The organism is Kribbella sp. DT2 (assembly GCF_049844575.1).
GTDB lineage: Bacteria > Actinomycetota > Actinomycetes > Propionibacteriales > Kribbellaceae > Kribbella.
This window is the reverse complement of record NZ_JBNCLH010000005.1, coordinates 281,614-293,538: the sequence shown is the minus strand read 5'-3', so window position 1 is coordinate 293,538 and position 11,925 is coordinate 281,614. Positions and strand designations below refer to the sequence as shown.

The following is an 11,925-nucleotide window of genomic DNA, read 5'->3' as shown; positions in this document are numbered from 1 at the left end:
CGCTACCTGGCACGACGTCAAGAAGTCGTCAGCCGCCGAGTAGCCGGTACGACGACCAGCAGCGCCGCGCAGAACACCCCGAGAACAGCAGCGAAAACCATCAACGGCACCTCGCCGGTGATCCCCGCCAGCGGACCCGCGACCGTCCGCCCGAGTGCCATCGTCACGAGGGACCCGGCGACGTCGTACGCGTAGACGCGGTTGAGCAGGTCCGGCGGGACCTGGGTCTGGACGGTGGTCGACCAGAGCACCGACCAGAAGGCGATCCCGGCGCCCGCGATCGACCAGCCGATCATCAGGACGGTCAGGTTCGGGCGCAGCGCCGGGACCAGCGGGTAGATCGCGAACAGCGCCCAGCCGATCGCGCCGACCGCCAGCGGACGCCGTGGCCGGAAGCGGATCGCGAGCGTGCCGCCGATCGCGCCACCGGCGCCGAACGCGGCCAGCCCGAGCCCGAGCGCGGTCGAGTCGAGGTGCCCGATCACCAGTTCGGCGCCGATCGGCAACGACGTACCGACGACGAAGCAGCCGTACAGGCCGAAGATCGCGATCACCGACCAGAGCCACGTCCGCGCCCGGAACGCCTGCCACCCGGCGACCAGCTCGGCCAGGAAAGGCTCGCCGGTCGAAGCCGGCGCGGTGTCGAGCTTCAGCCCGAGCAGGCACGCACCACTGACGGCGTACGTCGCCGCGTAGATCCCGAACACGACCCCGGGCCCGGAGACGCTGACCAGGACGCCGGCCAGCGCCGGGCCGAGCACGCCGGCCATCGACTCCGCGATCCGCAGCGTCCCGTTGGCCTTCTGCACGTCGTCCGCGACCTGCGGCACCATGCTCGCGACGCCCGGCTGGAACATCGCGGTCGCCGCGCCGCTGAGGAACTGCAGCACGACGATCAGCACCAGCGACGGCGCACCGGCCAGGAACAGCATCGCGGTCACCGCCTGCAGCGCGAACCGCGCGAAGTCGGCCAGCACCATCATCCGGCGGGGCGTGAACCGGTCGGCCAGCACGCCGCCGAACAGCATGCACAGGGCAACGGCCGCCAGCCACGCGCCCAGCGCGTAGCCCACGCCGGTCGCGCCGTACCCGGCGTCGAGCACCCCTACCGACAACGCCACCGGGATCATCGCGTCCCCGAGCAACGAGGTCGTCCGGGCCCCGAAGTACAGCCGGAAGTTCGACGACCACATCGGCCGCACCGGTGCGAGTTCAACAGCGCAGGCCATTAGCCACCCTTAAGAAGACACCTGTCGGAAGCTGAAATCTAAACCAGTTCAGCCTCCGTTGGCCGGGTGTCTCAGTGTCCGGATGAGGAGTGCTGAGGGATTCCCCCACATCTCGGCGCTGTGTGGCGCCGACCACCGCTTCCGGGGTTAGTTTGCATTGGTTAGCTATCCATTTGGGAGAGGGTCATCATGTTCAACCGTTCCTGGCGCCGGCTGGTGCTGACCGGGGTCGTGGCTGTCGCGGGCGTCGCGGTGGTCGGTGGGGTCGCCTACTCGGCCGGCGTCGCGGCGCAGCAGCCCGCGATCAAGACCTCCACGCCGCGGACCGAGAAGCAGGTCACCAACATCGACGTACTGCGGCAGCAGCTCCGCAACTACTACGGTGACCCGCTCGGCACCGGCTCGTTCACCGCGGACAGCAACTACGCCAAAGAGGCCCGTGGGGTCGCCGCCGACGGCAAGCGCTTCCTCTCGACGCGGCACCACACCCGCGGTACGAAGGCGATCCTGCTCGACGTCGACGACACCGCGCTGGCGACCTGGAACTACGAGATCGCCAACAACTGGGCGTTCAACCCGACGACCAACGGCGAGTTCGTGACCGGCCAGAAGTTCCCGGCCGTGCCGGGCATGGTCGACCTGGTGAAGACCGCCGAGCGTGAGGGGTACGCGGTCTTCTTCCTGACCGGTCGTGGCGCCGCGCAGGAGCAGGCGACGCTCGGCAACCTGACCGCGGACGGTGTCGGCATCGACGCGGGGTTCCCGAAGCCGACCACGCTGCGCGGTGGTGAGGACGGGCTGTTCACGAAGCCGGCGGTCGCCGACTACCCGGCGTACCTCAAGAAGGCGTGCGCGGCGGACCCGAACGGATCCTGCACGACGATCCACTACAAGTCGGCGACCCGCGCGCACATCGAATCGCTCGGGTACGACGTGGTCGCGAACTTCGGCGACCAGTTCAGCGACCTGAAGGGCGGCTCCGCGGACAAGACCTTCAAGCTGCCGAACCCTAACTACTACTTGCCCTAGGCAACAGCCCGAACAGCAGGCCGTCCAGAGCGATCCGCAGTGCGGGCCCGAACTCGACCCGCATCGCGGTGAGCTCCGGCGCGGCCTCGTACGCCGCGAGGACCGCCGCCGACGGCCGCGAGTGCGACCAGATCGCCCCGGCCAGCAGCGCCGCGACAGTGATGAACTGGGCAGCCCGTTCCTCGTCCAGCTCCGGTACGGCGACGCGGACCGCCGCGGCCATCCGCCCGAAGTCCGCGACCGCGGACCGCTTGTAGTTCAGCGCCATCTCGGTCGAGATGTTGTGCTCGAGCACGGCGGCCTGTGCGCTGATCAGCTCGCACAGCATCGGCCGCGCGGTCAGCGTCGACACGAGCGTGCTCGCCAGCTTTTCTGCTCTGTGGGTGAGTGTTCTCGCCTGGTCGAACCCGCTCACGGCGGTCTCCAGCGCGACCAGCCAGTCGGCTGTCTCGGTGGTCATCAGCGCCAGCAGCACGGCTTCGCGGGAGTCGAAGTAGTTCAGGACGTTCGACTTCGCCAGGCCGACGCGACGGCTCAGCTCGTTCAGCGTGAGCTGGGCGACCGGCTGCTCGGTCAGCATCTCCCGCGCGGTCGCCAGGATCACCCGGCGCCGTTCGGCTCGCTGCTCCTCGCTGCGCGCTCGCTGGAAAGTCATGCTCCCAGTCTACAGACCGATGGTCTGTTGTGATCAGACCACCGGTCTGTTACTGTCGAAGACAACAGACCGGCAGTCTTTTAAGGAGTGAGACATGTACGAGGTCCCTGATCAGACCGGCAAGTACGCCGTGGTCACCGGTGCCAACAGCGGGACCGGCAAGGAGACCGCCAAGCGGCTGGCCGCGGCCGGCGCCCACGTGGTGATGGCCGTGCGCACGGTCGCGAAGGGTGAGGCGGCGCGCGCCGAGATCCTGGCCGAGCACCCGGGCGCCCTGCTCGACGTCCGGCGGGTCGACCTGGCCGACCTCGCGTCGGTGCGCGAGTTCGCCGACGGGCTGATCGCGGACGGCGTACCGCTGGACCTGCTCGTCAACAACGCCGGCGTGATGGTCCCGCCGCAGCGGATGACCACGGCCGACGGGTTCGAGCTGCAGTTCGGCAGCAACTTCCTCGGCCCGTTCGCGCTGACGCTGCGGCTGCTCCCGTTGCTGCTGAAGGCGCCGGCGCCGCGGGTCGCGACGATGAGCAGCGGGATGGCGAACCGCGGCAAGATCAACTTCGACGACCTGAACGCCGAGCAGCGCTACCGCCCGACGGCGGCGTACGCGCAGTCCAAGCTCGCGGACCTGATGATGGGCCGACAGCTCGCCACGATTGCCGCCGAGCGCGGCTGGCCGCTGGTGAGCACGATCGCCCACCCCGGCTACACCCGCACGAACCTGCAGACCGCCGGTGCGAGCCTCGGCCGGGACAAGCCGTCGCTGTTGGCCCAGGTGCTCGTCAAAATGCCGCTTCCTTCGCAGGGCGTCGAGCAGGGTGCTGAGCCGCTGCTGGTCGCGGCGGTGGGTCCGGAGGTCAAGCCTCGCGAGTACTACGGGCCGTCGCAGTGGTTCGGCCTGGTTGGACCGACCGAGCTCGCCAAGACGCCGAAGAGCGCGCTCGACGACAAGGTCGCGGCCCGGCTCTGGAAGACGGCGGAGGAGTTGACCGGCGTCACCCTTCCCACCGTCGCCGCCTGAGCTCTAGCCGGCGGTTCGTCGAGCACGCCCGGCAGCGGGTGGCCGCGGACTTCGAGGTCCGGGATGCCTTGCGGGAAAGGCTTCCTGTTGCTGACGACGGCAAGATCAGGCTGACCGCGCGGCACTACTGGGCCCTGGGCCAGTCCGGGTGCAGCCGCCCGAAGACCAGGTCGTCGGTCCATTCGCCCTTCCACCAGCTCGCCGCGCGGCGCATCCCCTCGCGCTCAGTACGCCAGGATCATGGGCCGATGATGTCAAAATCCACCGCCCGGCACCGTCTGGTTGATGACAGCACCTGACGATCGGAGCGGCCGCATGAAGTACCTGGTGATCCTGCACGCCGTCGACCAGTCCCGCCCGCCGGACCACACGGCCTTTCGCCGTACGGCCCAGGACGCGGGCGAACTGGTCGACGGACACCTGCTCGCCGACCCCTCGCTGGCCACCGTGCTCGGTTCGCCGGGTGCTCCGATCCACGCCTGCTACCTGCTGGACGTCGACTCCGCGGCGCGGGCGGTCGAGTTGGCGTCGTTGCTGCCCGAGGCGACGCGGGAGGGCGCGGGCGTCGACATCCGCCCGGTGATGTTCACAGCGGCCGGCGACTACTGACCTTGAACCAGAGGTTGTTCGCCTGCGGTACGGCGCTGTGGTGGATGCGTTCGAGCTGGACGCTGCGACCGCGGAACAGGGGAGTGCCGTCGCCGAGGAGGACGGGAACGATGATGGTGAGGATCTCGTCCAGCCGGCCCGCTTCGACGGCCTGGCGGGCGACGTCGGCGCCCATGATGTTGACGTACTTGTCGCCGGCGGCGGCCTCGGCGGCGTCGAGGCCGGTGACGACGTCGGGGACGAAGAAGACCTTGTCCTCAGGCGTGCCCGGGTGGTGCGTGACGACGTACTGCGGGCCGTCCCAGCCACCGCCGAAGGCCTTGCCGGCGCCGTCGTCGTCCTTGTGCGGGTCGTCGCCGCCGTACGTCGTGGCGCCGACCAGGAGGGCGCCGATGTCGCCGAGCAGCTCACCGATCACCGGGTTCGGGCCGAGGTGGTCGGTGAGCCAGGACATGTCGCCGCCGGGGCCGGCGATGAAGCCGTCGAGCGACATGGAGACGGAGTAGAGGGTCTTGGCCATGGGATTCCTTCCGGGGTTGCCAGTTGTTGTTGAGACGAGCGACCCCGGAAGAACTCATCGGTCAGGGGGCGGACGGTCCCACGTCGGCCGGCGTGAGCGGGCGGTTGAGCGGTACGGCGGTGCTGTACTCGTCGGCGCCGACATCGGCCTTGCCCGAGCGCGGCTGACCGTCGAGGTCGCGGGTCACCGACGGGTACGACCGGCCGGCCGCGTTGATCGCCGGGCTGCCCGCGGTCAACCGCCGTACGCCGGACGTCGTGAGCTTGGGGTCGACCCGGCGGTAGCCGCCCGACGGGATGTTGCCGTTGCCGGCGGCGCCCCACAGCAGGTTGCCCGACCAGGTGATGCCCTGCTGGTAAGGCATCGCGACGAGGTCCCCGGAGTCACCCACCAGAAGGTTGTCCGAGATCGTGCAGCCCAGCGGCGGCAGGGTTCGCTGGCTCTCGCCGCTGATCGCGGAGCCGGACGACAGGACGGTGTTCAGCGCGATCATCACCCGGTCGGGGGCGTCGTTGCCGCGCCGGCTCTCCGGGGAGTCGGTGGCCAGGTGGTCGCGGACCGACCCGCTGCCGAGCACGATCCCGGCGCTCGCCACCTGCTCGACGTAGTTGTTCACGATCAGGTGGTCGTTGCCGTAGATCCGGATCCCGTTGCTTCCGGCAAGGATGAAGTTGCCCTCGACCCGCGTTCGGTTGCCGTGCCGCAGCACGATCCCGCCGAGGCTGTTGCGGATCGTGTTGTCCCGGATCGTGTTGCCGCTCGACTTCACCGAGATCGCCTCGGGGTCGCCGTTCGCGCGCTCGAACAGGTTCTGCTCGATCAGCGCGCCGGCGTCGGCCAGCGACCGGCCACTCAGCCCGAGCCGGATCGGCTCGCCGCCGTTGTCGCCGGTGAAGGTGTGGTCGGAGAAGTAGTTCCGCAGGATGTGCAGCCCGCGCGCCATCCCGTCGCCGTTCGGACCCTCGACCCCGACGAACACCCCGAGGGTGGCCTTGCCGTGGAAGTGGTTCCGGTCCAGCTTGGTGTTGTCGGCCTTGACCAGCAACCAGTTCAGCCCGTCCGAGTCGGTCAGCTGGACGTCGTTCCGGGTCAGCCGCAGGTGGTGACAGGTGAGCGGCAGCTCGAGCGTCGAGCGCTGCCTGAGCACGAACCCGTTCACGGTCACGTACGACGAGTCGGCGAACGTGAAGCCGCGCTGCCCGGTCAGGACCGCCTTGCCGCGGTGCTCGGCGGCGATCGTGATCGGCGCGTCCGCCGTACCGCGCCGGCCGTTGACCGCGAGCGGGCGATCGGCCGGTACGTCGTACGTGCCGTCGGCCAGGCTGATCGACGCGCCCGGGCCGGCCGAGGCGATCTGGCCGCGGAGCTCGTCGAGCGTGCGGGCGCGGGCCGGGCGGGCCCGGGTGGTGGTCGAGCTGTGGGCCGGGCTCGCGGTGAGACCCGCGACGGCCAGCGCGGCGGTCGAGGCGAGGAAGGTACGGCGGTGCATGGCGGTCCTCCGGTACGTCGGGGCGGTGCCGGGACCGTGTTCCACGGGCCCGGGTGGCGCTCAGTCTGGGGTCCCGGCCACTGCGTGGCAAGCGCTTGCCGGGGAACGGGTGAACGATTTCTGTGCACCGGAACGATCACGTCTCGGTGTTCCGTGGGGCAGGAAGATGTAGGCAACCGCCGACCTGCGATAACCTCGCCGACAATCCAGGTTTTCGGATCCTTCGGGCGCGGGTGGGGTGACGCGAGTGGTGGCTGACGGCAGCCGGCGGTCCTTCCTGCCGGACGTGGACACCAGCCGCCCGAACGCGGCCCGCGTGTACGACCTGCTGCTGGGTGGCAAGAACAACTTCGAGGTCGACCGGCAGCTGTACGCCGAGCTGATCAAGGTCGCCCCCGAGATCCCGAACCTGGTCCGCGAGAACCGCCGCTGGCAGGCCCGGATGATCGAGACGATGGTCCGCGACGGCGGCGTCGACCAGTTCCTCGACCTCGGCTGCGGCCTGCCGACCGCGGACAACACCCACGAGGTCGTCCAGCGGCTGAACCCGCGGGCGACCGTCGTGTACGTCGACAACGACCCGACCGTCGCCACCCACGGGCTCGCCCTGCTGGCCGACGAGCGCACGGTCCACTTCGTCGACGCCGACCTGACCGACCCGGCCGCCGTACTGGGCGATCCGGTGGTCGAGAAGGCGCTCGACCTGAGCCGGCCGGTCGGCGTACTGGAGGGCCTGGTCCTGCACCACGTCCCGGGGCAGGAACGCGCGCGGCAGGCGGTCGTCGGGTACCTGTCGGCGATGGTGCCGGGCTCGTACCTCGCGCTGACGCATCCGATCAACCCGCGCGACGGTGGACGGCTCGCGGACTTCTCGGCCTCGGTCGAGGACGCGCTACGGCCGGCGGTCAAGACGATCGCGTTCCGTACGCCGGCCGAGGTGGCCGAGCTGGTCGAGGGGCTGGAGCTGCTGCCGCCCGGCCTGACCACGATCGCCGACTCGTGCCCGAGCGCCGAACAATCCGCCAAGCCCACCGGCGTCACCCGCCTGGTGCTGGCAGCACTCGCCCGCAAGTAATCGCCCGACGGTGCCCCCCAGCAAGTAGTCGCCCGCCCGACGGTGCCCCCCAGCAAGTAGTCGCCCCGCCAGGCGCACATCACCAATCCCCCTCCACCACCCCAGTCGGGGCTTTCCTTCCCTTGCACTCCCCACGTGCACCAGCGAGTGATCAACCGTTGACGAGCCGTTGACGAACGGCTGCGACGCCTGCAAGCTTTGGCTACTACGGCGCAAGAAACTCGCAACACAGCGCAAGTTACGTAGCTCAGACTGCAGTTCCCCGCCCAGACCTGAGGACGTCCATGAAACGGAGCCAGCCCCGCAGGCGGCTGATCAGTGGCCTGCTCTCCGCAGCCCTGATCCTCGCCGGTGCCACACCGGCCATCGCCTCCGCGACCGTCACCGCCCCGACCGCCCCGACCGCAGCCGCCGCCCCCGCGGCCGCGCTCCCGAAGACCCTGTCCGCGAGCAGCCAGCTGGGGGAGTACCCGGCCACCAACACCGGTGACGGCAACCAGAACTCCTACTGGGAGAGCAACAACAGCCAGTTCCCGCAGTGGCTGCGCGCCGACCTCGGCGCCACCAAGAGCGTCGACCGGGTCGTGCTCAAGCTCCCGGCGGGCTGGGGTGCGCGGACCCAGACCCTGGCCGTCCAGGGCAGCACCAACGGCACGGCGTACAGCGACATCGTCACCGGTACCGGCTACAACTTCACGCCGGCCGACGCGAACACCGTGACGATCACCTTCCCGGCCACCAGCGTCCGGTACGTCCGGCTGAACATCACCGCGAACACGGGCTGGGCCGCCGGTCAGCTGTCCGAGTTCGAGGTGCACGGCCCGGACACCGGCGGCGACACCCAGGCGCCGACCGTACCCGGAAACCTGAGCCTGACCGAGCCCGCGAGCGGCCAGATCCGGCTCGCCTGGTCGGCCGCGACGGACAACGTCGGCGTCACCGGGTACGTCGTCTACCGCAACAACACTGCCGTCACCACGGTCGCGGGCAACGTCCTCACCTACACGGACAACCAGCCGGCGTCAGCGACGGTCGAGTACTCCGTCCGCGCCCGCGATGCCGCGGGGAACGAGTCCGTCGACAGCAACCGGGTCCGTCGGGCCGGCCAGGGCGGCGGCACCAACCTCGCCACCGGCAAGCCAATCGAGGCGTCGTCGACGATCCACACCTTCGTTGCGGCCAACGCCAACGACAACAACCTGGCGACGTACTGGGAGTCCAACGGCCTCCCGGCCACGCTGACCGTCAAGCTCGGCTCGAACGCCGACGTCAGCTCGGTCGTGGTCAAGCTGAACCCGGACCAGTCCTGGGGCGCACGCACCCAGAACTTCGAGGTGCTCGGCCGCGAGCAGAACGCGACCGCCTTCACCACCCTGTCCGGCCGCGCGAACTACACCTTCAACCCCTCGTCGCAGAGCACCGTCGAGATCCCGGTCAGCGGCCGGATCGCCGACCTGCGGCTGCAGTTCTTCAGCAACACCGGCGCACCCGGCGGCCAGGTCGCCGAGCTCCAGGTGATCGGTACGGCGGCTCCGAACCCGGACCTCGTCGTCAGCGCCCTGTCCTGGACGCCGGCCTCACCGAGTGAGACCAGCCCGATCACACTGTCCGGCACCGTGCGGAACGTCGGTTCGGCCGCGGCGCCCGCGACCACGGTCAACTTCACCCTCGGCGGCACGGTCGTCGGCAGCTCCCCGGTCGGCGCGCTCGCCGCCGGTGCCTCGACCACGGTCACCTTCAACGCCGGCCCCCGCGCGCAGGGCTCGTACACCGTCGGCGCGGTCGTCGACCCGACCAACACCGTCGTCGAGCAGAACAACGACAACAACGCCTTCACGGCGCCCACGCAACTGGTGATTGCGCAGGCGGCCGGCCCGGACCTCCAGGTCACCGGCGTCACGACCAACCCGGCCAACCCGGCGGTCGGTCAGGCGGTCAGCTTCACCGTTGCCGTCAACAACCGGGGGACCTCCGCGTCCGCTGCTTCGGTGACCCGCGTGGTCGTCGGCGGTACGACGCTCAACGGCACCACGGCGGCTGTCGCAGCTGGTGCCACCAGCAACGTTGCGATCAGCGGAACCTGGACGGCCGGGAACGGCGGCGCGACGATCACCGCCACGGCCGACGCGACCGGGGTCGTTGCCGAGACCAACGAGACGAACAACGTGTTCACCCGGGCGATCGTGGTCGGCCGCGGCGCCGCCGTACCGTACACGTCGTACGAGGCGGAAGCGGCGAACTACACCGGCCAGCTGCTCGTCACCGACGCGCTGCGCACCTTCGGTCACACGAACTTCGCGACCGAGTCGTCCGGGCGCAGCTCGGTGCGGCTGACCAGCCAGGGCCAGTTCGTCGAGTTCACCTCGACCAACCAGTCGAACTCGATCGTGGTCCGCAACTCGATCCCCGACTCCGCCAACGGACAGGGGCTTGAGGCAACGATCAGCCTGTACGTGAACGGCACCTTCAGCCGCAAGCTGACGCTGTCGTCGCGGCACAGCTGGCTGTACGGGAACACCGACCAGCCGGAAGGGCTGACCAACACGCCGGGCGGCGACGCCCGGCGGCTGTTCGACGAGTCGAGCGCGCTGCTCGGCACGTCGTACCCGGCCGGAACGAAGTTCAAGCTGCAGCGCGACGCCGGCGACAGCGCGTCGTTCTACGTCATCGACACGATCGACCTCGAGCAGGTCGCTCCCGCTCTCAGCCAGCCAACCGGTTGTACGTCAATCACTCAGTACGGCGCCGTACCGAACGACGGGATCGACGACGCCGACGCGATCCAGCGGGCCGTCACCGACGACCAGAACGGCGTCATCGGCTGCGTCTGGATCCCGGCCGGCCAGTGGCGGCAGGAGAAGAAGATCCTCACCGACGACCCGCTGAACCGGGGTCAGTACAACCAGGTCGGGATCAGCAACGTCACCCTCCGCGGAGCCGGGATGTGGCACTCGCAGCTGTACTCGACGGTCGAGCCGCAGAACGCGGGCGGGATCAACCACCCGCACGAAGGGAACTTCGGGTTCGACATCGACAAGAACACACAGATCTCCGACATCGCGATCTTCGGGTCGGGCCGGATCCGCGGCGGTGACGGCAACGCCGAGGGTGGCGTCGGCCTGAACGGGCGGTTCGGGGTCGGCACCAAGATCACCAACGTGTGGATCGAGCACGCCAACGTCGGGGTCTGGGTCGGTCGCGACTACGACAACATCCAGGAGCTGTGGGGCCCGGGCGACGGGCTCGAGTTCAGCGGGATGCGGATCCGGAACACCTACGCCGACGGGATCAACTTCACCAACGGCACCCGCAACTCCAAGGTGTTCAACTCGTCGTTCCGCTACACCGGCGACGACTCGCTGGCGGTCTGGGCGAACAAGTACGTCAAGGACCAGGCGGTCGACGTCGCGCACACCAACTCGTTCACCAACAACACGATCCAGCTGCCCTGGCGGGCCAACGGGATCGCGGTGTACGGCGGCTACGACAACAAGATCGAGAACAACCTGATCTACGACACGATGAACTACCCCGGCATCATGCTGGCGACCGACCACGACCCGCTGCCGTTCTCGGGCCAGACGCTGATCGCCAACAACGGCCTCTACCGCACCGGCGGCGCGTTCTGGAACGAGGACCAGGAGTTCGGCGCGATCACGCTGTTCCCGCAGAACCTCCCGATCCCCGGCGTCACCATCCGCGACACCGAGATCCTCGACTCCACCTACGACGGCATCCAGTTCAAGACCGGCGGCGGCGTGATGGCGAACGTCGCGATCACGAACGTCCGCATCGACAAGTCCACCAACGGCTCCGGCATCCTGGCGATGGGCGGCGCCCGAGGAAACGCCACCCTCACCAACACCACCATCACCAACTCCCGCGACGGCAACGTCCTGATCGAACCGGGCTCGCAGTTCACGATCTCCGGTCAGTAGTCCGCACCTGAAAACCCCGGGCCCGGCGCCACAGCGCCGGGCCCGGGCTTGCGTTGGGGGGAGGCGGACGCTGGTGGGGGCGGGTAGGCGCGAAGCACAAGAAGGCCGGGCGAGGATCCACGGCCGGCCGGCCAACTACTTGGCCAGCGCCAGGCAGTTGGCGGTGGACTCTCGACGGGGTCGAACTCGGAGGTGGGGATCAGGCCCGGTCGGCAGGCGTGGGGTGTTGGTGGGGTGGGGTGGGGTGGGGTGGGTGTGGGGTGTTGGGTTGGTCGGGGTGTGGATCGGCGCGGGGGTGTTCGGTCGGCGGGCGCGGGGCCGGCAGGCGCGAAGCGCCTAGCCGTCGGGGCGGCGGCTCCC

Annotated in this window: 9 protein-coding genes; 5 read left to right on the top strand and 4 right to left on the bottom strand. The window is 69.4% G+C overall.

Annotation, left to right across the window (positions count from 1 at the left end; genetic code table 11):
- Positions 1 to 17 precede the first annotated feature (17 nt).
- Positions 18 to 1,193, bottom strand: coding sequence for an MFS transporter (locus ACLQ2O_RS22945; RefSeq protein WP_425835269.1), 1,176 nt, complete (start codon positions 1,191 to 1,193; stop codon positions 18 to 20).
- Between the two features lie 225 nt (positions 1,194 to 1,418).
- Here ACLQ2O_RS22945 and ACLQ2O_RS22940 point away from each other — a divergent pair, with 225 nt between their 5' ends.
- Entirely contained in the window at positions 1,419 to 2,258 is an 840-nt protein-coding gene (locus ACLQ2O_RS22940) for an HAD family acid phosphatase (protein ID WP_425834628.1), read from the top strand.
- Here the strand turns inward: ACLQ2O_RS22940 and ACLQ2O_RS22935 are convergent.
- Entirely contained in the window at positions 2,239 to 2,913 is a 675-nt protein-coding gene (locus ACLQ2O_RS22935; protein WP_425834626.1) for a TetR family transcriptional regulator, read from the bottom strand. The two genes, ACLQ2O_RS22940 and ACLQ2O_RS22935, sit on opposite strands and share 20 nt — an antisense overlap.
- 94 nt (positions 2,914 to 3,007) lie before the next feature.
- Between ACLQ2O_RS22935 and ACLQ2O_RS22930 the strand changes: the two genes are divergently transcribed.
- The gene (locus ACLQ2O_RS22930; RefSeq protein ID WP_425834624.1) at positions 3,008 to 3,934 is read left to right on the top strand and encodes an SDR family oxidoreductase; all 927 of its coding nucleotides are present in this window, start codon (positions 3,008 to 3,010) and stop codon (positions 3,932 to 3,934) included.
- A 285-nt stretch (positions 3,935 to 4,219) separates the two neighbouring features.
- Positions 4,220 to 4,543 carry a YciI family protein gene (locus ACLQ2O_RS22925; protein WP_425834622.1) on the top strand — a complete coding sequence of 108 codons (324 nt, stop codon included), beginning with the start codon at positions 4,220 to 4,222 and terminating at the stop codon, positions 4,541 to 4,543.
- Here ACLQ2O_RS22925 and ACLQ2O_RS22920 read toward each other — a convergent pair.
- Together ACLQ2O_RS22920 and ACLQ2O_RS22915 are read right to left on the bottom strand one after the other, a co-directional pair.
- Positions 4,521 to 5,063: a dihydrofolate reductase family protein gene (locus ACLQ2O_RS22920; protein ID WP_425834620.1), complete on the bottom strand. Its 543-nt coding sequence runs from the start codon at positions 5,061 to 5,063 to the stop codon at positions 4,521 to 4,523. The genes ACLQ2O_RS22925 and ACLQ2O_RS22920 overlap by 23 nt on opposite strands.
- Before the next feature lie 61 nt (positions 5,064 to 5,124).
- Positions 5,125 to 6,552, bottom strand: a complete 1,428-nt coding sequence (locus ACLQ2O_RS22915) for a polysaccharide lyase 6 family protein (RefSeq protein WP_425834618.1) — start codon at positions 6,550 to 6,552, stop codon at positions 5,125 to 5,127.
- 250 nt (positions 6,553 to 6,802) lie between these two features.
- Between ACLQ2O_RS22915 and ACLQ2O_RS22910 the strand changes: the two genes are divergently transcribed.
- A complete protein-coding gene (locus ACLQ2O_RS22910; protein WP_425834616.1) occupies positions 6,803 to 7,627 on the top strand; it encodes an SAM-dependent methyltransferase in 825 nt (274 codons plus the stop codon).
- Between the two features lie 284 nt (positions 7,628 to 7,911).
- Positions 7,912 to 11,565 carry a CARDB domain-containing protein gene (locus tag ACLQ2O_RS22905; protein WP_425834614.1) on the top strand — a complete coding sequence of 1,218 codons (3,654 nt, stop codon included), beginning with the start codon at positions 7,912 to 7,914 and terminating at the stop codon, positions 11,563 to 11,565.
- Positions 11,566 to 11,925: the final 360 nt, after the last annotated feature.